This is a genomic window from Pseudomonas sp. NFPP12 (assembly GCF_900103205.1).
In the GTDB taxonomy this organism is placed as follows: Bacteria; Pseudomonadota; Gammaproteobacteria; order Pseudomonadales; family Pseudomonadaceae; genus Aquipseudomonas; species Aquipseudomonas protegens.
Map to the genome: position 1 here is coordinate 135,403 of NZ_FMWW01000006.1, position 26,596 is coordinate 161,998.

Below are 26,596 nucleotides of genomic sequence, written 5' to 3' on the forward strand. Positions count from 1 at the left end.
CCCCCATGACGCTTTGGCGACAAACCGGTGACAGCCCGTTTCTCCCGGCAGCTACTTCAGCCCGGCCACCCCCGCCACGATCAGCCCCACCGACACCAGCTTGACCGCCGTCAGGCTTTCTCCCAGCAGCAGGCAGCCCAGCAGCACCGTACCCAGGGAACCGATGGCAGTCCAGATCGGGTAGGCCACGCTCACCGGCAACTCGCGCATGGCCAGGGTCAGGAAATAGATCCCGCCCACCGCCGCGACCACCGTCAGCAGCGACGGCCAGGGCCGGGTAAAGCCCTCGGCGTACTTCATGCCCATGGCGAACGTGACCTCGAAGGCCGCCGCCAGCAGCAGGAACATCCAGGCCATGGCGCCGCCCCTCAGAAACTCTGCGCCAGGGCCAGCAGGCGCTGCTGGGCTTCGCCACAGGACTGCGCGAAACGCTCGGGCGCCGACTCCTCGCCTTCCGCCGCAACCACGGTGACGTCTTCGATACCGATAAAACCCAGGGCCGTGCGCAACCAGCGGTCCGCGTGGTTCATCGCTTCATGCTCGCCCCCCGGGCCAAAGCCGCCCCCGCCGCGGCTGGTAACGATCAACACCTTCTTGCCCTGCACCAGGGGCTGGTACTGGGCCACGCCGTTGTCCTGCTGGGTGTTGAAGGTCAGCCCCAGGCGCACGATGTGATCGACCCAGGCCTTGATCCCGCTGGGCACGCTGAAGTTGTGCATTGGCGCCGAGATCACCAGGCGCTGATGGCCAAGCAACTCCGCCACCAGTTCGTCGCTCAGGGCCAGGTCGGCCTGCATCGACAGAGGCCGCGCCTCGGGCTGTGGATAAAACGCGGCGGCGATAAAGGCTTCGCTGACGTGGGGCAAGGCACCCCGGCCAACCTCGCGCCGGGTCAACCGCCCCTGGGGATTGGCCGCTTGCCAGGCCTGGAGGAAGGCGTCGGCCAAGCGCCGGCTGTGAGAGCGCTCGCCCCGTGGGCTACCGTGGATCGCAAGAACTGTACTCATCTCATCTGCCTCAGACGGGTTGCTGATGGAGGCCTTGAAACCAAGGCCGGTCCGCGCTAAAGCTAAGAGCACAGCCGCACTGCAACAAATGAACAGAATTTCTTCCAGATGAATTTATCTCAGCCATGGAGCACTCGATGTTCGCCCACCTGCCCCTCACCTCCCTGCGCACATTCGAGTCCGCCGCGCGCCTGCTGAGTTTCAAGGCCGCCGCCGAGGACCTGTCGGTGACGCCCACCGCGGTGTCGCACCAGATCCGCAGCCTGGAGCACTGGCTGGGGGTGGCGCTGTTCGAACGACTGCCGCGCCAGGTGCGCCTGACCGAGCCCGGCCAGCGCTTGTTTCACAGCTTGCACGGTGCTCTTTTGGAAGTGACCCAGAGTGTCGATACGCTGCGGCCCACGCCCAGCAATGCCCAACTGACCGTTTCCACCACCGCGGCCTTTGCCGCCCTGTGGCTGGTGCCGCGGCTGGGGCGCTTCTATGCCCGGCACCCCGGCATCAGCCTGCGCCTGGATACCCAGTGCGAGGTGGTGGACCTGCAACAGGACGCCAGCATCGACGTGGCGATCCGCTATAGCCAGGAGGGCTACCTGGACCTGCACGGCCTGTGCCTGTTCGACGAACGTTTCGCAGTCTACGGCTCGCCCCAGCAGGTGGCCCTGGCCCGCCAGCAGGCGCCGACCCTGATCAGCGTGCACTGGCGCAACTCCCGGCTGTATGCCGACGGTTGGCAGGCCTGGTGCGCCCAGGCCGGGGAAAGCTGGTTCGATGACGCGCCGCTGATCCGCTCCTACGACGAGGAACAGTACGCCCTGCAAGCGGCCATTGCCGGCCAGGGCCTGGTACTGGCCAGCGACATCCTGGTGTCCCAGAGCGTGGCCAGCGGCCTGCTGCAACCCTACCGACCCGAAGTCCAGGTGGACGGCGCCGGCTACAGCGCCCTGTGCGTGCCCGGCCGCGAGCGCCATCCGCCGGTGCGCGCCTTTCTTCAATGGCTGCAGCAGGAATCATTGCTGGCCGGGCACCCGCCCCTGGCACGCAGTTGACCGCCGGGCACATCCGATAAAACTTTTTGCCGCCGCCGCGACTCACAACCAAGGTAGCGATCAGGCCAACAGAGCCTGGCGTAAATCGGATTAGCCTCCAGGAGATCGAGATGAGCGACATGCATTTGTCTGATGTGAACACCCTGCGCGAACGGGCCCGCCAACACGTGGAAAACGGAGCCGTGACCGAGGGCTACAACGCCGATCGCGAGGAGATACTGCGCCTGCTCAACGAGTCGCTGGCCACCGAGCTGGTCTGTGTGTTGCGCTACAAGCGCCACTACTTCATGGCCAACGGGATCAAGGCCAGCGTCGCCGCCAGCGAGTTCCTCGAGCACGCCACCCAGGAAGCCGAGCACGCCGACAAACTGGCCGAGCGCATCGTCCAGCTCGGTGGCGAACCGGAGTTCAACCCCGACCTGCTGTCCAAGCACTCCCATGCCCAGTACGTGGCCGGCAACACCTTGAAGGAAATGGTCTACGAGGACCTGGTGGCGGAGCGCATCGCGGTCGACAGCTACCGCGAGATCATCCAGTACATCGGTGACAAGGACCCCACCACTCGCCGCCTGTTCGAAGAGATCCTGGCCCAGGAAGAAGAACACGCCGACGACATGGCTGACATCCTCAACGACCTGTAACGCCCTCTCCCCCAAGCCCGCCCTGCCTGCAGCGGCGGGCTTTTTTCTGGCCGCGCGCACTGGCCCTTAATGAGTCGGTTTCACCGTCACCGGTGCCTTGCCCGAGCGCATCTGCTGCAACAGTGGCGCGCACTGGTTGGGCTCATCGCCGCTGGGCGCCACCAGCGCCAGCAGGCCCGCCGCCGGCCCGGCGATCACCCCCAGGGCCACCATGCCGGCACCGCGCAGTACCAGGGGCACGGCCTTGACCCCGGCACTGGGCTGGATGAACTTGCCCTGTACATAAAGCGGCGAGCGCAGGGAGAACAGGCGCAGGCCCTTGGATTCCGGAGTGATGGTCAGGTCCAGTTGCTCGCTGGCCATATTGGCGGTGCCATCGATGTAGATGATGGCGTTCTCGGTGTCGAAGACGAACAGCCGGGAAGTCGCCAGGCCGCTCTTGATGCCGAAGTCGGCCGCCGCGCAATTGATCTTCACTTCCTTGTCGCCAAACATCTTGCCGACCACATAGTTGCCGACGTTGAGCCCGGCGATTTCCATCAGGCTGCGGCTGATGGCGCCATCGTTGATCAGCATCTTCAGGTCACCGTTGGCGCTGCCCAGCAGGGCCGCCACCGAGTTGCCGCGACCGGCGATGTCGGCATCGCCATTGAGCTCGCCAAAGCTGGTCTTCATCGGTTCGAAGGTGGGGAACAGTTGCTTGAGCTTGAAATTGCGCGCCGTCAGCCTGGCCCGGCCCTCCAGCGGCGTGGTGTGGCCGTTGAGGCGGATCTGGGCGTCGAGCTTGCCGCCGGCCACGCCGAAGCGCAGGGGCTCCAGGCTGAGCTGGCCGTCGTTGAGCACCAGGTGGGTGTACAGATCGGTGAACGGCAGCTCGGCGCTGTGGACGATGCGCTTGCCGGTGAATTCCACATCGGCGTCCATGTCCCGCCAGCGCTCGGTGCGGAACTCTTCCACCGGCAGTACCTTGTCCGCCGGCTGCTTGCTCTCGCCGCCCCGGGCCTTCTGCTTGGCGTTGGAGTCGGCGCCGATCAGCGGCGCCAGGTCGCTCATCAGCAACTGGTTGGACACCAGCGCGCCACTGAGCTTGGGCCGTGGCTGGCTGGCCACGTAGGTCAGGTTGCCGTGGATGTCGCTGTCGCCGATCTTGCCGTTGAAGTCCTGGTAACTGAAGGTCGCGCCCGCCGGATCGTGCAGCTTGGCGGTCAGGTGGCCGTCGGTGGAATAGGGCGGCGAATCCGGCAGGGTCACCCCGGTCAGCGGGTAGAGGTTGCCCAGGCTGGTGCCCGCCAGCTTCAGGCGCAGGTCCAGGGCGCCGAGGTTCAGCGGGTCGGTCAGGCTGCCGCGCAGCTCCACCTTGGTGTCGCCGATCTGCGCCTGGGCCTGCAGCGGAAACGGCTTGCGGGAATCCTGCAAGGCCAGCAGGCCGCCGATCTTGCCGGTGCCGGCGAGCTTCTGCCCGTGATACTGGCCCTTGACCTTGAGGGCGAAGGCATAGGCCTGGGCCTCGGCGCCTTTCTCGGCCACCTTCTTCGCTTCACTTTCACCGACGATATCGCTGAACGGGATCGGCTTGCCGAGCAATTCCACCTGCAGATCCAGCTGGGTCTTCAGGCTCTGGTCATCGAGGGTCACGTGGCCCTTGTCGAAACCGATGGCACCGATGTCCACCGTCCAGTTGGACGGTTCGGCGTTCGGGTCCTTGGGGTCGAACTTGAAAGTCCAGTTGGCGCGCCCATCGGCCAGGCGCTGCAACGCGGCGGCGGGCTCGGTGAGGTCGATGCGCGGAATGCTCACTCGTTGCGCCAGCAGGGCCAGAGGCGAAATGCGCAGCTCAACCCGCTTGAGGCTGACCATCTGCGGCGCCTTGGACCAGTCCGGGTTGCCCAGGGTCAGGTCCTGGGCCACCACGTGAGGCCAGGGCACCCAGGCCCGCCAGCCACCTTCGTCAGGTTCGCGTTGCCAGACCACCGACAAATCGCCATTGATCGCGAAGGGCCGGTGCAACTCCTCGGAGACCTTGGCATTGAGCGTGGGTTTGATCCGGTTCCAATCGAAGAACGCGATCACCAGTACCAGCACCGCCAGTAGCAGGATCAGGCCAGTGATGGACCAGGCGAGAATTTTACGAGTGCGCGTCATTGCACGAGGCTCCTGAAGACAACTGAGCGCCCAACCACGACGCATCGATGAACTGCCGATGGAAAAATCACCGGCCATGAAAACTACGACTGACAAAGCCCGCGCAGGTTTAATCCGGCTACCCGATCCGCTGAAAAAACCTGCTTTCCTGATCACTCGGACAGCTTTGTGTTACCTCGAGCTGCCCCTCCCTGAAGCGGCAGTGAGTCGAAAATACCCACCCCGGTGCAAAAGCAATCGGCGTTAACGCCCGAGCTAGAGCCTTCGCGGCAAACAATCAATTCCGTTGATTATTACCATTGTGTTTATGAACTTTTATATCGATTTAGCGGCGGTAACATTAGCTCCGTACCCAATTTATCGCCCTACCAAGGAGCAACCCATCATGAAACGCCAACTTTTACTGAGCCTCGCCTTATCTGTTCTGGCTGCCAACGCCTTCGCCCTGCCAGCCGCTGAACAAGCCACCCCACAGGTCAAGGCCAGCCACAGCGTGTTCACCCAGACCCTGGCCGAAGGCGGTTCGGATCGCCTGATCGAACGCAACAAAGTCGCTGCCGACGGTTATGACCGTACTCCACAAGGCCAGAGCGTTGCCGAAGACGGCTATGATCGCACCCCTCAAGGCCAGAACGTTGCCGAAGATGGCTACGACCGTACACCTCAAGGCCAGAACGTCGCCGAAGATGGCTACGACCGCACCCCACAAGGTCAAAACGTAGCTGAAGGCGGCCGTGATCGCCTGGAAGAGAAAGGCCTGGTGGAAGATGGCTACAGCCGTACGCCTCAAGGTCAGACCGTTGCCGAAGGCGGTGCTGATCGCCTGGCCGAACGTCATCAAGCTGCGAGCTGAGGCCATGGTGGCCCTGGAAAAAAGCCCGATCCCTGGATCGGGCTTTGACTTTTATAGCAGCTGCATTTTTCCCCCTGCCTCTCCCTCCTGTCTCTGACAGCAGTTCGACTCCGGCAAAGTGGATTTGCTAGAGTGCGCCGCTCCCATTGAGCAAAGAACGCCCCGCCGATGCTGCCCCGCGCCGAACAGAAGCAACAGACCCGCAACGCCCTGATGGATGCCGCCCGGCACCTGATGGAGTGTGGCCGTGGGTTTGGCAGCCTGAGCCTGCGGGAAGTGGCGAAAGCCGCGGGTATCGTGCCCACCGGGTTCTACCGGCACTTCAGCGACATGGACCAACTGGGCCTGGAACTGGTCAGCGAAGTCGGCCAGACCTTTCGCGAAACCATCCGCTTGGTGCGCCACAATGAATTCGTCATGGGCGGCATCATCGATGCCTCGGTACGCATCTTCCTCGATGTGGTGGAAGCCAAGCGCTCGCAGTTCCTGTTTCTGGCCCGAGAGCAGTACGGCGGCTCGCTGCCGGTTCGCCAGGCCATCGCCACCTTGCGCGAGAACATCAGTTCGGACCTCGCCGCCGACCTCACCCTGATGCCCAAGCTCCAGCACCTGGACGCCGCCGATCTCAGCGTCATGGCCGATCTGATCGTCAAAAGCGTGTTCGCCACCCTGCCCGACATCATCGATCCCCCGGCCCAGGCCCTGCCCGAACACCTCACGCCCCAGGCCAAGATCACCCAGCAACTGCGCTTCATCTTCATCGGCCTCAAGCACTGGCAAGGCCTGGGCAGCACCGAGTAACTCGCCCGCACCACTCCCCCTTCACACTATGCGCCCCGCTCTGGGCTGCGCGTTTGCGCCTGCCCGCCCGCCGGGCACCGGATTGCAGCAAAAACATTTCCCGCGCACCAACTCAGTGCTATAAATCAGCTCAGTGCATCAATTTGTAACAAGATGAAACAAGGTTTTGCCCCTTTTTCAGGCGCAGTTCCGGCATCGAGAAAGGGTTTTCCCTCTCCACCGAGTGATTGGCAAGGCCCTTGCTCTGGCTTGTGCATCGCTCATAGCTGGAAGCTTTCCGATGCTGGTGATCCACCGCAGAACCGCCCCCCAAGCCACCTGGTCCGCCGAACTGCACCTGACTTACGAGGCCCGCAGCAAAAGCCGCCTGCGCTGTTTCAGTGCCGCCGGTGAAGACGTCGGCCTGTTTCTGGAGCGGGGCCAGCCACCGCTGCACGATGGGGAGTTCCTGGAGGCCGAGGACGGGCGCATCGTCAAGGTCTGCGCCCGCCCGGAAGCCCTGCTGCACGTCACCTGCCGCAACGCCTTCGAACTGACCCGCGCCGCCTATCACCTGGGCAACCGCCACGTGGCCCTGCAGGTGGGTGACGGCTGGCTGCGCCTGCTGGACGACTATGTGCTCAAGGCCATGCTCGAACAGCTGGGGGCCAGCACCGCGCCCCTTGAGGCACCGTTCCAGCCCGAGCATGGCGCCTATGGCGGCGGCCACCATCATTCGCGCCACGGCGATGAAGACTTCAACTATCCGCCGCGCCTGCACCAGTTCGGCGTCCGCCCATGAACCCAGCCTGGGCCCTGCTGCGCCTGGCCAGCCCGCAGTTGCCGATTGGCGGCTACAGCTATTCCCAGGGCCTGGAAATGGCCGTGGAGCAGCAGCGGGTGAATGATCAGGCCAGCGCCCGCCGCTGGATCAGCGATCAACTGCTGCTGAACCTGGCACGCTTCGAAGCACCGCTGCTGCTCGCCCACTGCCAGGCCGCAGCCGACCAGGACTGGGCCCGCTTGCAGCAGTTGAGCGAGGAACATCGGGCCAGCCGCGAAACCCGCGAGCTTTACCAGGAAAGCCGGCAGATGGGTTATTCCCTCAAGCAACTGCTGGAGGGTTTGCCGGAACTGGACAGCGATGCCAGGGAACTGCTGACGCACCAGAACGAACCACACCTGGCCCTGGGCTGGGCCCTGGCGGCACGGGCCTGGGGCATCAGCCCGGCGGACGCCCTGGCCGCCTGGCTGTGGAGCTGGCTGGAGAACCAGCTGGCGGTGCTGATGAAGACCCTGCCCCTGGGCCAGCAGGCCGCCCAGCGCCTGACCAGCGAGCTGCTGCCACTGTTGCAGCAAGCCCAGCACCACGCTGCGAACCTTGACCCCAACCATCATGGCAGCGCCGCTTTCGGCCTGTCCCTGGCGAGCATGGCCCACGAGCGCCAGTACAGCCGCCTGTTCCGTTCCTAGGAGAAACTCATGAACGCACAACCTCTGCGCGTCGGCATCGGCGGCCCGGTGGGCTCCGGTAAAACCGCCCTGACCCTGGCCCTGTGCCTGGCCCTGCGCGAGCGCTACAACCTGGCGGTGGTGACCAACGATATCTATACCCGCGAAGACGCCGACTTCCTGGTACGCAATGAGGCCCTGGCGCCGGAACGGATCATCGGCGTGGAAACCGGCGGCTGCCCGCACACCGCGATCCGCGAAGACGCCTCGATCAATCTGGAAGCGGTGGACCAGTTGAACCGGCGCTTTCCCGGGCTCGACCTGATCCTGGTGGAGTCAGGCGGCGACAACCTCTCGGCCACCTTCAGCCCCGAACTCTCCGATCTGACCATCTATGTGATCGACGTTTCCGCCGGTGACAAGCTGCCGCGCAAGGGCGGTCCGGGCATCTGCAAATCCGACCTGCTGGTGATCAACAAGATCGACCTGGCGCCGCTGGTGGGGGCCTCCCTGGAGATGATGAACAGCGATACCCAGCGCATGCGCGGCGGCAAGCCGTTCGTCTTCAGCAACCAGAAAACCGGCCAGGGCCTGGCGGACATCATCGCCTTCATCGAACGCCAGGGCCTGCTCACCGCGGCCTGATCCCCGAACCCAATCCGCTCAACAAGGAAAGCCACTCCATGACCCTAAAACGCATCCTCGGGGCCCTGGCCCTGCTGCTGACCCCGGCCCTGGCCTTCGCCCACCCGGGCCATGGCGACAACGGCCTGATGGCCGGTATCAGCCACCCCATCAGCGGCCTCGACCACCTGCTGGCCATGCTCGCTGTCGGCCTGTGGGCCGCCCAGCAGCAAGGCGCCGCGCGCTGGGCGCTGCCTTGCACCTTCGTCGGCACCATGCTGATCGGTGGCGTGCTGGGCTTCGAGGGCCTGGAGTTGCCGGCCCTGGAAAGCGGCATCGCCGCTTCGGTATTGGCCCTGGGCCTGGCCGTGGCCCTGGCCGTGCGCCCGCCCCTGAGCCTGGCGATTGCCGCCACCGCGCTGTTTGCCCTGTTCCATGGCGTGGCCCACGGCCTGGAACTGCCGGACATGTCCAGCCCCTGGGCCTATGCCATGGGTTTCGTGGCCGCTACCGCTGCCTTGCATGCCGCCGGTTATGCCGTGGTACGGGTACTGCCTCAGGCGGCAGCGCCGCTGGTGCGTCTGGCCGGTGCGGCCTCGGCCGCTACGGGCGTCTGGTTGCTGGCAGGCTGATCCCTGCTTCATCTGCAGGAGCCGGCGTGCCGGCGAAGGCGGTCCTGCGGGCCGCCTTCGCTGGCAAGCCAGTTCCTGCCAGCAGGTCGTGCTCGGCGGGCAAGCCGCCTTGTGGGGCTTCTCTGGTAACATGTCGCGCATTCAAAACTGCCGTGACGACGCCAGCCAATGCCTGATGTATCCCGTTCCGCCGCCTCGCCTGAATCGAGCGCTCTGTTCAACGCCATGCAGCAGCATTTCCACAAGGTGATAGTGCCGCTATGGCAGGGCCCGGGCTGGAACCCGCAGTTGGCGTTGCCCTATGAGGCGCTGGACGCCGAGCATCGGCCGCTGCCACCGCAGCGCTATCGGGCCATGGCTTGCGCCCGGCAGTTGTATCTGTTCTCCCAATTGATCGGCGATGCCGCCGCGCCCTTCGCCCAGGAGCGCGCCGCCGCACTGTTCCGCTCGCTGCAGCGGCACTTTCACGACGCCGAGCACGGCGGCTGGTTCTACAGCATCGACCCCGAAGGCGCGCCGCTGGATAGGCGCAAGGACCTCTACACCCACGCCTTCATCCTCTTCGCCTGCGCTCACTACTGGGCCAAGGTCCGCGAGCCGCTGGTGGAGTCGGTGCTCAACGCCGCCCTGGAAGTGGTAGCCCAGCGCTTCGCCCGCGGCGACGGGCTCTACGAAGCCAGCCTCGCCGAGGACTGGTGCATATTGGGTTCGGGGCCGCTGCAGAATCCACTGATGCACCTGGCCGAAGCCTTTCTCGCGATCCTGGCCGTACGCGAGGACGCTGCGGTCCAAGCCGCGTTGCTGGAACTGTGCCAGGCCATGCAGCAGCAGTTCATCGACCCCCAGCACGGGGTGATGATGGAGAAGCCCCTGGGAGCTGTGGATAACTGGTTCGAGCCGGGGCACCAGTTCGAGTGGTACTTCCTGCTGGCCTCATCACAGTTACTGCGCGGCAGCGCCCTGCACGCTTGCGTGGAACGAGCCTTCGCCTTTACCGAGCAACTGGGTGTCGAGCCCGAGAGCGGCGCCGTGTGCGCCATGCTCGAACTGCCGCCCCGAGCCGGCGTCAAGGACGCCACCCAGCGCATCTGGGCCCAGGCCGAATACCTGCGTGCCCTGACCTTGCGCCCGGCCGGCCAGGCGCCCTTGCTGCGTCAGCTAAAGGCGCTGCAAGCGCATTTCCTGCATGCAGGGGGCTGGAATGAATGCCTGGATGCCAGCGGCGCGGTCAGCCGGCGGGATATGCCCTCGACCACGCCTTATCACCTGGCGACCTGCTATCGCGGGTTGGCGGAATATTTTGCCTGAGGCCCTTGGCCGGCAAGCCGGCTCCTACGCGGTGTTGTAGGAGCCGGCTTGCCGGCGAAACAGGCGCCGCCCCTCAAGCGATCCACTTGCGGTCCCCGGTAAAGCTGATGGTCAGCCAGCGCGCTGCGTCGGCCTCTCCCAACTGGCTGGAAATCTCCTCGCGCAAGCGGTCCAGAGTCGCCACATCCTGCAGCGGATAGTGCGCCGGCAGGACGATATGGATCTCGATGAACCGCGCCCGACCGTGCTTCTGCACGTAGCTGATGTAGTCGTCGAAACCATGGGCGGCCTTGGCCTGCTCCATCACGTTGCGGACCTTTTCGTCCAACTGGTCCGGGGCGATCCCCAGCACATCACGCAGGGCCGGGCGCAGGATCTTCAGCGCCGGCGGCAACATGCTCAGGGCCAGCAGGATCAGGATCGCCGGGTCGACATACACCGCCCACTGGCCGTGCCCGTACTGCTTGAGCAGCAAGGCGATGATGAAGCTCACCAGCAGCCCCACCGATAGCATCGCGTCCACCAGCCAGCTGATGTTGTCGAACTGGATCAGCGACGACTTGAGCTTGCGGTTACGCCGGCGCACGTAGAAGAAGTAGGCGAACTCCGCCACGGCGAAAAACGCCGCATAGAAAATCACCAGCCCCAGCTCGACCTCGCGGCCACCATTGATGATGCCGAACACCCCATTGAGGAAGGCGTAGATGGCGATGAGCATCAGGAAGCTGCCTTCGATCAGCAGCACCATGGGTTCCAGGTGCCAGAAGCCGAACTGGAAACGGTGGTTGCTTTCCTTGGCGATCAGCTTGGCGGTGATCAGCATCAGGACCTTGATGAAGGTGGCGATCAGCGAAAAAAATCCATCGAACAGGATGGATTGGGCGCCAGAAACAAAACCCGTGACGATACCGGCGATCGCCACGGCGAACATCAGTACGGTCGATTGTTTGAGCAGAGCCTGCTCACCTCGGTTACTCACAATTCCTCCTATCGAACTTCAAAAACGCCGCCTCGTGTGAGGCAGCGGCGAAATTTCCGGCGGGAATTCTAACCTGTCAGGGCTGACCACAAGCTGAAACGAATCAGCTTATGTGTATCCGAGTACAACTGTAGCCGCTGCCGAGCGATGGCGAGGCTGCGACCGCCTCCGCAAGAGGCGCAAGATCTTGCGGGCGCCGGAGGGCACTACGGCCCTGTCGCAGCCTGCGGCAGCGGCTACAGGAGACTCATGACTTGGCATTGCGTTCGATGGCGAAACCGGCCCAGGTCTGGCTCACAGGCATCAGCTCCAGGCTGTTGATGTTGACGTGTGCCGGGGTATTGAGCACCCAGAAAATGGTGTCGGCGATGTCCTCGGGCTGGATCGGCTCGGCCCCGGCGTAGGTGGCGTCGTAGCGTGCCTGGTCACCGGCGAAGCGCACCAGGGAGAACTCGCTTTCGCACAGCCCCGGCTCGATGTTGGTGACGCGCACGCCGGTGCCCTGCAGGTCGCAGCGCAGGTTCAGGGAGAACTGCTTGACGAAGGCCTTGCTCGCGCCATAGACGTGGCTGCCCGGGTACGGGTAGTTACCGGCGATGGAGCCCAGGTTGACGATGCCTGCGCCGCGACCGTGGGCGATCAACCGTGGCAGCAGCAGGCGGGTGCTGTACATCAGGCCCTTGATGTTGGTGTCGACCATGGTGTCCCAGTCATCCAGGTCGCACTTGGGCGCCGGGTCCACGCCCAGGGCCAGGCCGGCGTTGTTGATCAGCCCGCGCAGCTTGCTGAACGAGGGCGGTAACTGGGCGATGGCCTCTTCCATGGCCTTGCGGTCGCGCACATCGAGCACCAGGCCATGCACCTCGGTCTGTTTGGACAGCTCCGCGCACAGGGCGCTGAGGCGCTCCTCGCGGCGCCCGGTCAGTACCAGGGACCAGCCGGCTGCGGCAAAGCGCCGGGCGCAGGCTTCGCCAAAACCGGAAGTCGCGCCCGTAATGAACAGTGTGGAAGTCATGGTGTTCTCCTTGCTGGGTGGCGAGCCGCCGTTTCGATAAAAAACGCTTCGCAGCATGCCCGGGCCGGCTCCTACCGGCAACCGCGCCGTTGGCCGTAAAGAGCCGCAAGCGGTGAGCGCGCCCGACGCTCGCTGTACAAAAAACACTCACCTGGCGCCAAGCCGCGGGTTACGTGGCCTGCAGCCATGTGCACGCACCTTATCCACAGGCCGGTCCACAGTCTTTGGGGGCAAGTGCAAAGGGCTGAAAGCCGCTATCCACAGGGCTTGCGTGGGTTCAGCAGAAGTTTTTTGCTTGACCCGGACCGCGGGTCCATGCAGCCGGCCCGGGCAAAGATGACCGCACGGTCAAGGTTGACAAGGCCAGAGGCCAGTAACTACGCCGCTCAGAGCCGTCTTTCCAGAGTTTAATCACAGACTTATCCACAGGCTTATCCCGACCCTTTTCCAGGTACGGCTGCGACAATAAAAAGGTTGACAAGCGCACCTTCAGCTCCCACAAAAAGCACCGATCAAAAAACAACCAATCGCCTGCAAGCCACGTGGTTAAAGGCCTGCAGCCAGCTACACCCACGTTACCCACAGCCCGCTCCACAGCAAACGGGGACAAGTCAAAACAGTGGAAAAACAACTGTTTGCAGCGTCTTTATGCCGCGTTAAAGCAGCTTGCCAGGAATGTTTTCCACAATTACCGGACACAGGCTTGGTGCAGGCGCAAAGCGCCAGTCGGCGCTCGGTGAAATCAGAAAGGCGGTCAGGCGGCCCCCTTCGCTGGCAAGCCAGCGCCTACAGGGGAAGACGGGATGGGGTGGGCATAACAATGCCCCGGCGGCGCGGGCCGGCGGGGCATGCTTTATCACAGAGCGGACGGTCAGTGGCCGCCCAGGTAAGCGTTGCGCACCTCCTCGTTGACCAGCAGTTCCTTGCCGGTGCCGCTCAAGCGGATCTCGCCGTTGACCATCACGTAGGCGCGGTCCGAGAGCTTCAGCGCGTGGTTGGCGTTCTGCTCCACCAGGAAGATGGTCATGCCGGTGGCCGCCAACTCCCTCAGGGTGGCGAAGATCTGCTTCACCACGATCGGCGCCAGGCCCAGGCTCGGCTCATCCAGCAGCAGCAACTTGGGCCGGCTCATCAATGCCCGGGCAATGGCCAGCATCTGCTGCTCGCCGCCAGACATGGTCATGGCCCGCTGGGTACGCCGTTCCTTGAGCCTGGGAAACAGCTCGAACATGCGCTGCATGTCCTCATTGGCGTACTTGTCGCCAATGGGGATGGTGCCCATCAGCAGGTTTTCCTCCACGGTCATGTCGGGGAACACCCGGCGCCCTTCCGGGGACTGGGCGATGCCGTTGGAGGCGATGTAGTGGGACGATTTGTGGGTGATGTCCACACCGCGATAGAGAATCTGCCCGGACTCCGCCCGGGGCTGGCCGAAGATCGACATCAGCAGGGTCGACTTGCCGGCGCCGTTGGAGCCGATCAGGCTCACGGTTTCCCCTTCGTTGATGTGCAGCGAGACTTTCTTCAGGGCCTGGATCGGGCCGTAGTACACGTCCAGGTCCTTGAGTTCGAGGATAGGTTGAGTCATGCCAGCTCCTCTTCGTCGGCACCCAGGTAGGCGGCAATCACTTTCGGATCATTGCGGATCGCCTCCGGCCCGCCCTCGGCGATCACGTTGCCGTGGTCGAGCACCACGATGTGGTCGGAAATACTCATCACCATGCCCATGTCGTGTTCGATCAGCACCACAGTCAGGTCGTGCTCGTCGCGCAGCAGCCGGATCATTGCGCTCAGCGCCTCGGTTTCCTGGGGGTTGAGGCCGGCGGCCGGTTCGTCGAGGCAGATGATCTGCGGCCGGGTGCACATGGCCCGGGCGATCTCCAGGCGTCGTTGCTGGCCGTAGGACAACTCGCCGGCTAGGCGGTTGGCGCAGTCCACCAGGTCCACCACTTCCAGCCAGTAGAAAGCATGGTCCAGGGCGGCGCTTTCCGCCTTGCGGTAGCCCTTGGTGTTGAGGATGCCGGCCAGCAGGTTGCGGTTGACCCACATGTGCTGGGCCACCAGCAGGTTTTCCACCACGGACATTTCCTTGAACAGGCGAATGTTCTGGAAGGTCCGCGCCAGCCCGGCGCGGTTCACCAGGTGGGTGCCGCCGAACATCTTGTAGTACAGGCGGCTGGCGAAGCTTTTCGGCGAGACGAAGTCGGTGGCGCGAAAGGGCTCGCCCAGGAGCTTGATGACGTTGGTCTGCCGGCCCCGGGTATTGAGCTCGATGCGCCCGCCGGAGGCCTTGTAGAAGCCGGTCAGGCAGTTGAACACCGTGGTCTTGCCGGCGCCGTTGGGGCCGATCAGGGCGAAGATCGAGTTGCGCTTGACCTTCAGGCTGACGTCGCTGAGGGCCTTGATGCCACCGAAGTGCATCATCAGGTTTTCGACCGAAAGAATGTATTCGCTCATGGCGCGTTCCCCTCAGTCAGAGCACCTTTGCGTGGAGTGACGCCGGTGCGGCTGATGCGGATCAGCCCTCGCGGTCGCCAGATCATCATCAACACCATGAGAATGCCGAACAGCAGCACCCGGTACTCGGAGAAACTGCGCAGCAGCTCCGGAGCCACGGTCAGCACGAAGGCTGCGATCACCACGCCGACAGTCGAGCCCATGCCGCCCAGGACCACGATGGCGAGGATCAGCGCCGACTCGAAGAAGGTGAACGAGGACGGGTTGACGAAGCCCTGGTAGCTGGCGAAGAACACCCCGGCCAGGCCCGCGGTGGAGGCACCGATGGTGAAGGCCGAGAGTTTGACCAGCACATGGTTCAGGCCCATGGCGCGGCAGGCGATCTCGTCTTCACGCAGGGCTTCCCAGGCCCGCCCCACGGGCATGCGGGTCAGCCGGTGCTTGATGTAGAGCACCAGCAGCACCACCAGGAACAGCACGATGTAGATGAACAGGAATTTCAGGTTGGGGTTGTATTCCAGGCCGAAGAACTCATGAAACGGCACCCCGCCGTCCTTGGCCTTGCGGCCGAACTCCAGGCCCAGGAAAGTCGGCGACGGCACCGGCATGCCGTTGGGGCCACCGGTGAAGGACAGCCAGTTATTGAGCACCAGGCGGATGATCTCGCCGAAGCCCAGGGTCACGATGGCCAGGTAGTCGCCGTGCATCCTCAGCACCGGGAAGCCCAATATGCACCCCGCCAGGGCCGCGGCAATCGCCGCCAGGGGCAGCACGGTCCAGAAGCCCAAGCCCAGGTACTGGTAGCCCAGGGCCAGGCCGTAGGCGCCGATGGCGTAGAACGCCACGTAACCCAGGTCCAGCAGGCCCGCCAGCCCCACCACGATGTTCAGCCCCAGGCCCAGCAGTACGTAGATCAACCCGAGAATGACCACGGTCAGCAGGTACTTGTTGGCGAAGAACGGAAACACGATGGCGATCACGATCAGGGCCGGGATGATCCAGCGCAGCCGCGACTTGTAGTCCGGCGCCAGCACATGCACGCCGGAGCCGGTGCTTTCAAAGCCCTGGAGAATCTTCAGGCCCTTGGGGGTTTGCAGGAACAGGCTCAGGGCCAGCCGGCCGGCCATGACAATGGCTACCAGCCAGGCCACGCGAGTCGGCTGCAGGTTGAAACTGTAGCCATCGAGCACCACACCCACGATGGGGCCAAACACGATCAGCGAGATCAGCCCGGCCAGCACGGCGTCGATGACGCTCTTTTTGATATCAATCGGTTTATTGGCAGCAGACATACTTACACCTTCGCCACGAGTGGGCGACCCAGCAGGCCTTGGGGACGGAAGATCAGGATCAGCACCAGCAGCGAGAAACTGAACACGTCTTTGTAGTCGGAGTTGATCAAGCCGGAGAACAGCGACTCGGAGATGCCGAGGATGATCCCGCCGAGCATCGCCCCAGGCAGCGAGCCGATGCCGCCGAGTACCGCCGCGGTGAACGCCTTGATGCCGATGACGAAGCCGGCATAGAAGTCGAACGTGCCGTAGTTCATGGTGATCAGCACCCCGGCCAGGGCCGCCATGGCCGCGCCGATGACGAACACGTAGGAGATCACCCGGTCGGTGTTGATGCCGAGGATCGAGGCCATCTTGCGGTCTTGCTGGGTGGCCCGGCACATACGCCCGAGCTTGGTGTACTTGATGATGTAGGTGAGCAGTGCCATGCCGGCGAACGCCGCCACCAGGATGAAGATCTTGGTGTAGGTGAGCTGCACGAAGCCTGTGCCGATATCGACTTTCCAGGCCCCGGCCAGCAGGGTCGGAACCCCTTGCTGCTTGGCACCCTGGCTGATCTGCGCGTAGTTCTGCAGGATCAGCGAAATGCCGATGGCGCTGATCAGCGGCGCCAGGCGGGTGGAGTTGCGCAGGGGTTTGTAGGCCACGCGCTCGATGACCCAGCCATAGATCCCCGTCACCACGACGGTGAAGATCAGCGTGCCGAGAATGAGTAGCGGGAAGGATTCAATGCCGAAATAGGCCAGCAGAGCCAGACTGATTGCCGCGAGGTAGGCGGAAATCATGTAAACCTCGCCGTGGGCGAAGTTGATCATGCCGATGATGCCATAGACCATTGTGTAGCCGATGGCGATCAGACCGTAGACGGACCCGAGGGTCAGCCCATTGATCAGTTGCTGCAGGAAAATACCATCCATAACGCAATCTCACGGACTTGAGAGACTGCACAGGCCGTCGACGCCGGACAGGGATCACCCGTCTGCGCAACACGTCCGTTGTGCAGCTCTACGAGAAAAGGCAAGTACTGCACGAGCAGGGACCGGTACCAGGGGGTGGTACCGGCCCGTTCGGACTCATGTCACTTCTGTTTTTCCAGCTGGTGGTACTTGCCGTCCTTGTCCCACTGATAGACCACGTAGTCGGAAACCTTGAGGTCACCCTTGGCGTCCCAGGACTTCTCGCCCATCACGGTTTTCACCGGATTGGCCTTGAGCCATTTGGCCGCATCTTCGCCCTTGTTGGACTTGGCGCCGCCGAAGCCGGCCGCCAGGGCCTGGATCGAGGCATAAGCGTACAGGGTATAGCCCTCTGGCTCGGTGCCGGCCTTGCGGAAGGCATCCACCACGGCCTTGCTGTCTGGCAGCAGGCGCGGGTCGGCGCCGAAGGTCATGTACACGCCGTCAACGTATTGCGGGCCACCGGCGGTGGTCACCAATTCGTCGGTAACGATGCCGTCGTCGGACATGAACTTGACGTCCTTCAGGCCCTGCTCGCGCAGTTGGCGTACCAGCGGACCGGCTTCCGGATGCAGGCCGCCGAAGTACACCACGTCGGCGCCGGCGGCGCGGATCTTGGTCACCACGGCGCTGAAGTCTTTCTCGCCACGGGTCAGGCCCTCGTACAGCACCGGGGTCACGCCGCGCTTGGTCAACTGTGCCTTGGTGGCATCCGCCAGGCCCTGGCCGTAGGTGTCCTTGTCGTGCAGCACCACGACTTTCTTGCCCTTGAGCACATCGATGATGTAGTCACCGGCGACGATGCCCTGCTGGTCGTCACGCCCGCACATGCGGAACATCGCGGAGAGGCCACGCTCGGTGACCTGGGGGTTGGTGGAGCCCGGGGTGATGGCAATCACACCGGCGTCGCTGTACACCTCGGAAGCCGGAATGGTCGACGAGGAGCAGAAGTGCCCGACCACGCCGGCCACCTTGTCCTGGTCCACCAGGCGGTTGGCCACTGCCACCGCCTGCTTGGGTTCACAGGCGTCATCGCCCTTGACCAGGACGATCTTCTCGCCGTTGACCCCGCCCTTGGCGTTGATCTCGTCAGCCGCTGCCTGTGCACCCTTCATGTACTGCTCGCCAAATGCCGCGTTGGCGCCTGTCATGGGACCCGCTACACCGATCTTCAGGTCGGCTTGAGCAAACGCAGAAACACCCAGCGCAGTTGCCACTGCGAGGGCCAGAAAGCCTTTCTTGTAAAACGTCTGGGACATGAGGTGGTGCTCCAAGGTTTTTTTAGTTGGCACTGCGACTTCACTAAGGTTGCTCAGAGCAAGCGCCGTGCCAGTGGTTTTTTATTCTGAAAAAAGTCGCTGTCTTATTGTTATTTCGACTGTTTCGAGCCCTTTTTTATTGGGCGTGCAACCGTCTAAACCGCGGAAGGTAAAACCCTGCTTTTTAATGGGCGCAACCCATGCGTGCCATCATTGCAACCGCGACACAATTCAACGTGCAACCCTGCTGTAACAGCTCGCGTCACCGAACTGCACACTGCTGGTGCGAGACTGCTACGAGCCGCACCATTACAGGCTAGTCGCTGCATCGAAAAGCGTCGTCGGCCGCCCACTATTTCCTTGTTCAGATCACAATTCGCAGGCACTGGCCCGCGTGGTAGAGGGAGAAGCCGGCTTCGTACAGGCAACTGCGCAAGCCCACGCCGGCCAGGGGCTGCATGGCTGCGAAGGGGATCGGCAGGGCCTGGGGGTCGCCGTTGCACAGGTAGTCGGCGAAGGCCTTGCCCACCACGGTTCCGGTGGTCACGCCACGGCCGTTGTAACCGGTGACAGCCACCAGGCCCGGGGCCGGCTCGAACAGGCGCATCAGGTGGTCGGGGGTGAAGGCGATGCAGCCGGTCCAGGTGCATTCCCACTCCACCGGCTTGAGGTACGGGAAGTAATGCTGCTGTACGCGGTCGGCCCAGGCCTTGAGGAACCACAAGGGCTTCTGGCTGCCATTGCCCAGGCTGCCCAGCAACAGGCGGCCCTCGGCATCCCGGCGGATGCTGCTGAGCACCTGTCGGGTATCCCAGGAGCCCTGGCCCCCGGGCAGGATCTGCCGGGCCGCTTCTTCGGTCAGGGGCGCGGAAGCCACCTGGTAGTAGTAGCCGGGGAAGAAGTTGCGCCGCAGCTCGGTCCAGTCGCCTTCGGTGTAGGCGTTGGAGGCGATCACCACCTGCTCGGCCAGCACCGAGCCCTGTTCGGTCTGCACCGACCAGCGCTGGCCCTGGCGCTCCAGGCGGGTGACCGGGGAATGGTCGAACAGACGCCCGCCCAATTCCGTCGCCGCCCTGGCCAGGCCGCTGACGTAAGCCATGGGGTTGAGGGTTCCCGCCCGCCGGTCGAGCAGGGCCGCGGCAATCTTGCGAGTGCCGGTGGCCGCCTCGCACGCCGCGCCGGTCAGCAGCTCCACGGGGGCCCCGCGACGTTTCCACTGTTCTTCACGGCTGCGCAGATCAGCCTCGCCCCGGGCGTTGTGGGCCATGTGCAAAGTGCCTTCGCGGCGCAGCTGGCAATCGATGTGGTACTTGTCCACCAGGCTGAACACCAATGACGGCGCCGCGCCGAGCATGCGGTTGAGCTGGCTGCCCACCTGCTCGCCGAAACCGGCCTCGATCTCGTCCGGCGGGATCCACATGCCGGCGTTCACCAGCCCGACGTTGCGCCCTGAACCGCCGTGCCCCGCGCGGTGGGCTTCGACCACACAGACCCGCTTGCCCTGCTCCAGCAAATGCACGGCGGCCGACAGCCCGGTGAAGCCGGCGCCGATGATGCACACATCCGCCGTCAGCTCGCCCTTGAGCGGCGCCCTGTCAGGCCGTAGCGGAGTGAGTGTTTCCCACAGACATTGTTCTTGTAGCGCCATTGCCAGACTCCGAAATCAACGAACCACAGACGCTGAAACGCACTTGCCGCTGTTCGCCAGCAAGCTGGCTCCTACAAACCTCCCCGTAGGAGCGAGCGTGCTCGCGAAAAGACTCAATCGAAGGTGATGCCCTGGGCCAGCGGCAGTTCCCGGGAGTAGTTGACGGTGTTGGTCTGGCGCCGCATGTAGCCGCGCCAGGCATCGGAGCCGGATTCGCGACCGCCGCCGGTTTCCTTCTCGCCGCCGAAGGCGCCGCCGATCTCTGCGCCGCTGGGGCCGATGTTGACGTTGGCGATGCCGCAGTCGCTGCCCACCGCCGACATGAACTGCTCGGCCTCACGCACGTCGGTGGTGAAGATGCAGGACGACAGGCCCTGAGGCACGGCGTTGTTCAGGCGCAGCGCTTCTTCGAAGTCGTTGTAGCCGATCACATAGAGGATCGGCGCGAAGGTTTCGCTGCACACCACCTCGCTCTGCTCGGGCATTTCGACGATGGCCGGCGACACGTAGTAGGCGTTGGGGAACTGGTCCTGCAACTGGCGCTGGCCGCCGAAGACCCGGCCGCCCTCGCTCAGGGCCTGCTCCAGGGCATCCTGCATGGCCTCGAAACTGTGCTTGTCGATCAGCGGGCCGATCAGGTTGCCTTCCAGCGGGTGGCCGATGCGCACCTTGGAATAGGCCGTCTTGAGGCGGCTGATGATTTCCTCTTTCACCGACTCGTGGGCAATCAGGCGACGCAGGGTGGTGCAACGCTGGCCGGCGGTACCCACGGCGCTGAACAGGATGGCGCGCACCGCCATGTCCAGGTCGGCGCTGGGGCCGAGGATCATGGCATTGTTGCCCCCCAGTTCGAGGATGCTGCGGGCAAAGCGCGCGGCCACTTTCGGCGCCACTTCGCGGCCCATGCGGGTGCTGCCGGTGGCACTGATCAGGGCCACCCGCGGATCGTCCACCAGGGCGGCGCCGGCATCACGGCCGCCGATGATCACCTGGCTCAGGTATTCGGGAGCATCCTGGAAGTTCTTCAACACGCGCTCCAGCAGCGCCTGGCAGGCCAGGGCGGTGAGCGGGGTCTTTTCCGAGGGTTTCCAGATCACCGGGTTGCCGCAGACCAGCGCCAGGGTGGTGTTCCAGGCCCAGACCGCTACCGGGAAGTTGAAGGCGCTGATCACCCCGACAACCCCCAGGGGATGCCAGGTTTCACGCATGTGGTGGCCCGGGCGCTCGGAGGCGATGGTCAGGCCGTAGAGCTGGCGCGACAGGCCGACAGCGAAGTCGCAGATGTCGATCATTTCCTGCACTTCCCCCAGGCCTTCCTGGGTGATCTTGCCAGCTTCCCAGGACACCAGCTCCCCCAGGTCGGCCTTGTACTCGCGCAGCACCTCGCCGAATTGCCGCACCAGCTCGCCGCGACGGGGTGCCGGCACCTTGCGCCACAGGGCGAATGCATGCTCTGCGCGACTGACCTGCTGCTCCACCTCGGCGGCGCCCTGCCAGTTCACCGCGGCGATCCGGCTGCCGTCGATGGGCGAATGCACAGGCTGGGTGCCCGACTGGTACAGGGCCGGGTTGACACCCAGACGATCAAGCAATGCGGCAACCATGGGGTTACTCCTTACAGATGAAAGCGAAAGAACCAGGCCGCTGCGACGGCCATCAAGGCTAGTAGTTGTAGCTGGCCCGAGACTTGCCAACAAACGACCTTTAAGCGAGATATCATTCCGTTTATTCATGCTGAGCCGCTCGCTGGCACCCATAAGAACAAGGAACACCCATGCTCAACAAACGCTACTTGCCGTCGATCACCGCCCTGCAGTGCTTCGAGGCCGTGACCCGGCACCTGAGCTTCACCCGTGCGGCCGAAGAGCTCAACCTGACCCAGAGCGCGGTGAGCAAGCAAGTGGCGCAACTGGAAGAGCTGCTGCAACACCTGCTGTTTCGTCGGGTACGGCGGCGCCTGCAACTGACTCCGGCCGGCGACCTGTACCTGGTGGAGGTGCGCAAGATCCTCACCCAGGTGGAGATGTCTACCCATTACCTGCGTTCCTACGGCGGCGAGACCGAAGTCCTACGAGTCTCCACGCCCTACACTTTTGGCGCCCGCTGGCTGGTGCCGCGCCTCAAGGGCTGGCGACTGCGCCACCCGCACATCCACCTGGACCTGTGCAATGAGCAAGAGCCTGACGAACTGCTCCAGGGCCATGCCGACCTGGCCTTCTACTTTGGCCAGGGCTCACGCCCCGGCACCGAGAGCCTGAAGCTGTTCAGCGAAGAGCTGGTGGCGGTCTGCGCCCCTGACAGCCTGCCCGCCGAGCCCTTGACCGACCCCAGGCAACTCACTGAACTGGTGCTGTTGCAAAACGCTTCACGGCCCCAGGGCTGGCACGAATGGTTCGACCAACAGGGCTACCAGACCGAGCACAGCTACCACGGCCCACGCTTCGAAACCTTCTATATGTGCATCCGTGCGGCCCAGGTCGGCTGCGGGGTCGCCCTGCTGCCACGTTTTCTGGTGGAAGAAGAACTGGCTGAAGGCAAGCTGGTGATCGCCTGGGAATACGCCATGCCCAGCCAGGACGCCTATTACCTGGCCTACCCCGAACACTCGGCGGAAGTGCCCAAGGTCCGGGACTTCGTGCGCTGGATGCTCGAACACAACGACTCGCCCCTGCCGTAGGAACCGGCTTGCCGGCGATGGGGCCCTTGAGCCCTGCTCAAGACTGAAGATCCGTTCGCTGGCAAGCCAGCTCCTACGGCCGGAGAATGGCCCGCCACAAAAAACACTGGCAAAGCGCTGCGCGTCTATGCGCCACTAGCGCCTTCATTGAAAGAGCTGAATGCCGCACTTGTCCGTCGCGGCCAGCATGGAGATTCCCGTTATGAGCGAGAGTGTATTTGCCGATCGCATCGTGCAGAACCTGCTCGACACCGACTTCTACAAACTGACCATGATGCAGGCGGTGCTGCACAACTACCCCAACGTCGAGGTGGAATGGGAGTTTCGTTGCCGTAACAGCGAGGACCTGCGGCCCTATCTGGCAGAGATCCGCTACCAGTTCGAGCGCCTGGCGGAACTGAGCCTGAGCGCCGACCAGTTGGGCTTTCTCGAACGGATCAGCTTCCTCAAGCCGGATTTCCTGCGCTTTCTCGGGCTGTTTCGCTTCAACCTGCGCTACGTGCATACCGGCATCGAGGACGGCGAGCTGTTTATCCGCCTGCGCGGCCCCTGGCTGCACGTGATCCTGTTCGAAGTGCCGATGCTGGCCATCATCAGCGAGGTGCGCAACCGCTACCGCTATCGCGAGATCCAGCTGGTCCAGGCCCGCGAGCAGCTGTACCGCAAGTTCGACTGGCTGACCGCCAACGCCAGCAGCGAAGAACTTTCCGAGCTGCAAGTGGCGGATTTCGGCACCCGCCGACGCTTTTCCTACCGGGTCCAGGAAGAAGTAGTGAACGTGCTCAAGCACGATTTCCCCGGACGTTTTGTCGGCACCAGCAACGTGCACCTGTCCCGGGAACTGAACATGAAACCCCTGGGCACCATGGCCCACGAATGGATCATGGCCCACCAGCAACTGGGGCCGCGGCTGATCGACAGCCAGATCGCCGCCCTCGACTGCTGGGTCCGCGAATACCGTGGCTTGCTGGGCATCGCTCTGACGGATTGCATCACCACCGATGCCTTCCTCGGCGATTTCGACCTGTTCTTCGCCAAGCTGTTCGACGGCCTGCGCCACGACTCCGGCGACCCGATCCTCTGGGCGGAAAAGGCCATCGCCCACTACCACAAGCTGGGCATCGATCCGATGAGCAAGACCCTGGTGTTCTCCGACAGCCTGAGCCTGCCGCGCGCCCTGGAAATATTCCGTGCGCTGCGGGGGCGGATCAATGTCAGCTTCGGCATCGGCACCAACCTGACCTGTGACATTCCCGGTGTCGAGCCGATGAGCATCGTGCTTAAAATGGCTGCCTGCAATGGCCAGCCCGTCGCCAAGATCTCCGATGAAGCGGGCAAGACCCATTGCAAGGATCCGAACTTCGTCGCTTACTTGCGCCACGTTTTCCAAGTACCTGCCCAACCTGGCAAGGAGTGAATCATGCAAGCCGTACAGCGTGAGATTGCGCAGCAGCTCAAGGTCCAAGCACCTTTTCCCGACCACGCCGCCCTTGAGGCAGAAATCGCCCGGCGCATCCGCTTCATCCAGGACTGCCTGGTCAATTCCGGGCTCAAGTCCCTGGTCCTGGGCATCAGCGGCGGCGTCGACTCCCTGACCGCCGGCCTGCTGGCCCAACGGGCGATGCGTGAATTGCGCGAACGCAGCGGGGACGATGGCTACCGCTTCATTGCCGTGCGCCTGCCCTATGAGACCCAGTTCGACGAACACGATGCCCAGGCCTCGGTGGACTTCATCAACCCTGACGAACGCCACACCGTGAACATCGGCCCGGCGGTCAGGGCCCTGGCCAACGAAGTCGCGGCCTTCGAGGGGCAGCACGCGGTGTCCCGGGATTTCGTCCTCGGCAACACCAAGGCGCGGATGCGCATGGTGGCCCAGTACACCATCGCCGGCGCCGCCCATGGCCTGGTGATAGGTACCGACCACGCCGCCGAAGCGGTGATGGGTTTCTTTACCAAGTTCGGTGACGGCGCCTGCGACCTGGCGCCCCTGAGCGGCCTGGTGAAAAACCAGGTGCGCTCCATTGCCCGCTATTTCGGCGCGCCGGAGTCCCTGGTGGAAAAAGTCCCTACCGCCGACCTCGAAGACCTGTCGCCGGGCAAGCCGGACGAAGCGTCCCACGGCGTCACCTACGCCGAGATCGACGCCTTCCTGCATGGCCAGCCGGTACGTGAGGAAGCCTTCAAGATCATCTGCGACACCTACCGCAAGACCCATCACAAACGCGTCATGCCCTTCGCCCCATGACCCGCCTCGCTCTGTAGGTGCCGGCTTGCCGGCGAAAGGGCCGCTTGTACTGCACAAGGCTCGAGGGCCTCTTCGCGGGCAAGCCCGCTCCTACGGATGCACACAAAAAAAGCGCCCCTGGGGGCGCTTTCTTGTTGCAGCCGGGCCTGATGCTTACTTCAGGACCACAGCGCCTTTCATCATCGAGTTGTGGCCCGGGAACGAGCAGAAGAACTGGTAGCTTTCGCCAGCGGTCAGCTTCGATACGTCGAAGGTCACCGAATCTTTCTCGCCGGCACCGATGATCTTGGTGTGGGCGATGACGCGGGTGTCGCCTTCCTTCAGGTAGCTCTTGTCGATGCCGGCGGCCATGCCGTCGGTGGCGATGCCAGCCATGTCTGCGGTCTTGCTCAGTACCCAGTTGTGGCCCATGACGTTCTTCGGCAGGCTGCCGGAGTGGGTCAGGTTCACGGTGAAGGTCTTGCAGCTCTTGTCGATGGTGATTTCCTTAGTGTTGAAGGACATCTGGTCGGTAGAGTCGACATCGACCTTGCATTCGGCGGCCATCAGTTGGCTGCTGGCCAGTGTCAACAGGGATACCGCAACGAGTTTGGCAAACATGGTGAATCTCCAAGGCAGGGTTAACAAAATCCATCTGAATCCATGGGACGGAAGACTGCCTGAATTTCTCGCAAGTTCCTATGATTTGCATCAAAAAATTGTATACAACTCTCTGCTATCGACCTGATCAAGACAATCAACCGGCCAGCGGCATGGCACGCTTCTAGAATCACGCCATCGTCCCTGATCGGAGTCACCCTCATGCCGTTGAACAGCCTGTTTCGCAGCTTGCTCGCCGCCTACGCCTGTGGCGCCAGCGGTACCCATGAAACCCCGCAACGGGAGGTTTAATACTTGGAGCGAGGCCGGCGAGCCTTTACTCTGAGGCCATCAATGACCTCGGAGTAAGTCATGTCGTTAACTTCTGTCTGTGTATTCTGTGGCGCCAGCACCGGCGCCAACCCTCTCTATCGTGAAGCCGCCCAGGCCCTGGGCCGGGCCATCGCCGAGCGCAAGCTGACCCTGGTGTATGGCGGCGGCGCGGTAGGGCTGATGGGCATCGTCGCCGACGCGGCCCTGGCGGCCGGGGGCGAAGTCATCGGGATCATTCCGCAAAGCCTGAAGGACAAGGAAATCGGCCATCGCGGCCTGACCCGCCTGGAAGTGGTGGACGGCATGCACGCCCGCAAGGCGCGCATGGCCGAGCTCAGCGACGCCTTCATCGCCCTGCCCGGCGGCCTGGGAACCCTGGAAGAACTGTTCGAAGTCTGGACCTGGGGCCAGTTGGGCTACCACCACAAGCCGCTCGGCCTGCTGGAAGTGAATGGCTTCTACGAAAAACTCAGCGGTTTTCTCGATCATATCGTCGGCGAAGGCTTCGTCCGTGCCCCGCACCGTGACATGCTGCAAATGAGCGAGTCGCCGGCCGGCCTGCTGGATGCGCTGGACGCCTGGCAACCGACGGTCCCGGACAAATGGGCCGAAGGCAAACCCAGTTAACCACCCGGCCCCGATAACAGGCAGAATACGCGCCGCTC

At 63.5% G+C, this 26,596-nt stretch carries 26 protein-coding genes; 13 read left to right on the plus strand and 13 right to left on the minus strand.

The window, feature by feature from the left end:
• Positions 1-51: 51 nt before the first annotated feature.
• Together BLS75_RS25505 and BLS75_RS25510 are read right to left on the minus strand one after the other, a co-directional pair.
• Positions 52-357, minus strand: a complete 306-nt coding sequence (locus BLS75_RS25505) for a DMT family transporter (protein WP_011058984.1) — start codon at positions 355-357, stop codon at positions 52-54.
• 11 nt (positions 358-368) lie between these two features.
• A complete protein-coding gene (locus BLS75_RS25510; protein WP_072452016.1) occupies positions 369-1,007 on the minus strand; it encodes an FMN-dependent NADH-azoreductase in 639 nt (212 codons plus the stop codon).
• A 125-nt stretch (positions 1,008-1,132) separates the two neighbouring features.
• On the opposite strand from BLS75_RS25510, the gene BLS75_RS25515 reads away from it, so the two are divergent.
• A complete protein-coding gene (locus BLS75_RS25515) occupies positions 1,133-2,056 on the plus strand; it encodes a LysR substrate-binding domain-containing protein (protein WP_176876772.1) in 924 nt (307 codons plus the stop codon).
• Positions 2,057-2,166: 110 nt separating this feature from the next.
• The gene (locus BLS75_RS25520) at positions 2,167-2,697 is read left to right on the plus strand and encodes a ferritin-like domain-containing protein (RefSeq protein ID WP_015633957.1); all 531 of its coding nucleotides are present in this window, start codon (positions 2,167-2,169) and stop codon (positions 2,695-2,697) included.
• Between the two features lie 66 nt (positions 2,698-2,763).
• Here BLS75_RS25520 and BLS75_RS25525 read toward each other — a convergent pair whose 3' ends face one another.
• Complete coding sequence (locus BLS75_RS25525; protein ID WP_072452018.1) at positions 2,764-4,839, minus strand: AsmA family protein; 2,076 nt, start codon at positions 4,837-4,839, stop codon at positions 2,764-2,766.
• A 385-nt stretch (positions 4,840-5,224) separates the two neighbouring features.
• Between BLS75_RS25525 and BLS75_RS25530 the strand changes: the two genes are divergently transcribed.
• The 7 genes from BLS75_RS25530 to BLS75_RS25560 all read left to right on the plus strand — a co-directional run bounded on the left by BLS75_RS25530 (position 5,225) and on the right by BLS75_RS25560 (position 10,488).
• Positions 5,225-5,692: a hypothetical protein gene (locus BLS75_RS25530; RefSeq protein ID WP_011058979.1), complete on the plus strand. Its 468-nt coding sequence runs from the start codon at positions 5,225-5,227 to the stop codon at positions 5,690-5,692.
• Positions 5,693-5,860: 168 nt separating this feature from the next.
• Positions 5,861-6,493 (plus strand): TetR family transcriptional regulator, encoded by a 633-nt coding sequence (locus tag BLS75_RS25535; RefSeq protein ID WP_011058978.1) that lies wholly within the window; start codon positions 5,861-5,863, stop codon positions 6,491-6,493.
• 280 nt (positions 6,494-6,773) lie between these two features.
• Positions 6,774-7,274: an urease accessory protein UreE gene (gene ureE, locus BLS75_RS25540; RefSeq protein WP_015633955.1), complete on the plus strand. Its 501-nt coding sequence runs from the start codon at positions 6,774-6,776 to the stop codon at positions 7,272-7,274.
• Entirely contained in the window at positions 7,271-7,945 is a 675-nt protein-coding gene (locus BLS75_RS25545; RefSeq protein ID WP_072452019.1) for an urease accessory protein UreF, read from the plus strand. Before ureE ends, BLS75_RS25545 begins: the two co-directional genes overlap by 4 nt.
• A gap of 9 nt (positions 7,946-7,954) precedes the next feature.
• Positions 7,955-8,569 (plus strand): urease accessory protein UreG, encoded by a 615-nt coding sequence (gene ureG, locus BLS75_RS25550; RefSeq protein WP_011058975.1) that lies wholly within the window; start codon positions 7,955-7,957, stop codon positions 8,567-8,569.
• A 38-nt stretch (positions 8,570-8,607) separates the two neighbouring features.
• A complete protein-coding gene (locus BLS75_RS25555; protein WP_041115486.1) occupies positions 8,608-9,180 on the plus strand; it encodes a HupE/UreJ family protein in 573 nt (190 codons plus the stop codon).
• Between the two features lie 168 nt (positions 9,181-9,348).
• A complete protein-coding gene (locus BLS75_RS25560; protein WP_072452020.1) occupies positions 9,349-10,488 on the plus strand; it encodes an AGE family epimerase/isomerase in 1,140 nt (379 codons plus the stop codon).
• A gap of 73 nt (positions 10,489-10,561) precedes the next feature.
• On the opposite strand, the gene BLS75_RS25565 is transcribed toward BLS75_RS25560, so the two are convergent.
• The 9 genes from BLS75_RS25565 to BLS75_RS25610 all read right to left on the minus strand — a co-directional run bounded on the left by BLS75_RS25565 (position 10,562) and on the right by BLS75_RS25610 (position 21,698).
• On the minus strand, positions 10,562-11,467 hold the full coding sequence (locus BLS75_RS25565; RefSeq protein ID WP_011058972.1) for a cation diffusion facilitator family transporter: 906 nt from the start codon (positions 11,465-11,467) through the stop codon (positions 10,562-10,564).
• A gap of 247 nt (positions 11,468-11,714) precedes the next feature.
• Complete coding sequence (locus BLS75_RS25570) at positions 11,715-12,482, minus strand: SDR family oxidoreductase (protein WP_041115482.1); 768 nt, start codon at positions 12,480-12,482, stop codon at positions 11,715-11,717.
• 871 nt (positions 12,483-13,353) lie between these two features.
• The gene (locus tag BLS75_RS25580) at positions 13,354-14,070 is read right to left on the minus strand and encodes an ABC transporter ATP-binding protein (protein ID WP_011058970.1); all 717 of its coding nucleotides are present in this window, start codon (positions 14,068-14,070) and stop codon (positions 13,354-13,356) included.
• Positions 14,067-14,939: an ATP-binding cassette domain-containing protein gene (locus BLS75_RS25585; RefSeq protein ID WP_011058969.1), complete on the minus strand. Its 873-nt coding sequence runs from the start codon at positions 14,937-14,939 to the stop codon at positions 14,067-14,069. The genes BLS75_RS25580 and BLS75_RS25585 overlap by 4 nt, the downstream gene beginning before the upstream one ends.
• On the minus strand, positions 14,936-16,231 hold the full coding sequence (gene livM, locus BLS75_RS25590; RefSeq protein WP_011058968.1) for a high-affinity branched-chain amino acid ABC transporter permease LivM: 1,296 nt from the start codon (positions 16,229-16,231) through the stop codon (positions 14,936-14,938). The genes BLS75_RS25585 and livM overlap by 4 nt, the downstream gene beginning before the upstream one ends.
• 2 nt (positions 16,232-16,233) lie before the next feature.
• Positions 16,234-17,148 (minus strand): ABC transporter permease subunit, encoded by a 915-nt coding sequence (locus BLS75_RS25595; protein WP_011058967.1) that lies wholly within the window; start codon positions 17,146-17,148, stop codon positions 16,234-16,236.
• 161 nt (positions 17,149-17,309) lie between these two features.
• Positions 17,310-18,446 carry a branched-chain amino acid ABC transporter substrate-binding protein gene (locus BLS75_RS25600; RefSeq protein WP_011058966.1) on the minus strand — a complete coding sequence of 379 codons (1,137 nt, stop codon included), beginning with the start codon at positions 18,444-18,446 and terminating at the stop codon, positions 17,310-17,312.
• Positions 18,447-18,810: 364 nt separating this feature from the next.
• The gene (locus tag BLS75_RS25605; RefSeq protein ID WP_072452022.1) at positions 18,811-20,094 is read right to left on the minus strand and encodes an L-pipecolate oxidase; all 1,284 of its coding nucleotides are present in this window, start codon (positions 20,092-20,094) and stop codon (positions 18,811-18,813) included.
• A 113-nt stretch (positions 20,095-20,207) separates the two neighbouring features.
• Complete coding sequence (locus BLS75_RS25610) at positions 20,208-21,698, minus strand: L-piperidine-6-carboxylate dehydrogenase (protein WP_011058964.1); 1,491 nt, start codon at positions 21,696-21,698, stop codon at positions 20,208-20,210.
• Positions 21,699-21,868: 170 nt separating this feature from the next.
• Between BLS75_RS25610 and BLS75_RS25615 the strand changes: the two genes are divergently transcribed.
• The 3 genes from BLS75_RS25615 to nadE all read left to right on the plus strand — a co-directional run bounded on the left by BLS75_RS25615 (position 21,869) and on the right by nadE (position 25,019).
• Positions 21,869-22,771 carry a LysR family transcriptional regulator gene (locus tag BLS75_RS25615; RefSeq protein WP_015633948.1) on the plus strand — a complete coding sequence of 301 codons (903 nt, stop codon included), beginning with the start codon at positions 21,869-21,871 and terminating at the stop codon, positions 22,769-22,771.
• A 202-nt stretch (positions 22,772-22,973) separates the two neighbouring features.
• A complete protein-coding gene (gene pncB, locus BLS75_RS25620; protein ID WP_015633947.1) occupies positions 22,974-24,188 on the plus strand; it encodes a nicotinate phosphoribosyltransferase in 1,215 nt (404 codons plus the stop codon).
• Between the two features lie 3 nt (positions 24,189-24,191).
• The gene (nadE, locus tag BLS75_RS25625) at positions 24,192-25,019 is read left to right on the plus strand and encodes an ammonia-dependent NAD(+) synthetase (RefSeq protein ID WP_053148788.1); all 828 of its coding nucleotides are present in this window, start codon (positions 24,192-24,194) and stop codon (positions 25,017-25,019) included.
• 153 nt (positions 25,020-25,172) lie between these two features.
• Here nadE and azu read toward each other — a convergent pair whose 3' ends face one another.
• Positions 25,173-25,619, minus strand: a complete 447-nt coding sequence (gene azu / locus BLS75_RS25630) for an azurin (protein WP_011058960.1) — start codon at positions 25,617-25,619, stop codon at positions 25,173-25,175.
• A 351-nt stretch (positions 25,620-25,970) separates the two neighbouring features.
• Here azu and BLS75_RS25635 point away from each other — a divergent pair, with 351 nt between their 5' ends.
• Positions 25,971-26,558 carry an LOG family protein gene (locus BLS75_RS25635; RefSeq protein ID WP_019096143.1) on the plus strand — a complete coding sequence of 196 codons (588 nt, stop codon included), beginning with the start codon at positions 25,971-25,973 and terminating at the stop codon, positions 26,556-26,558.
• Positions 26,559-26,596: the final 38 nt, after the last annotated feature.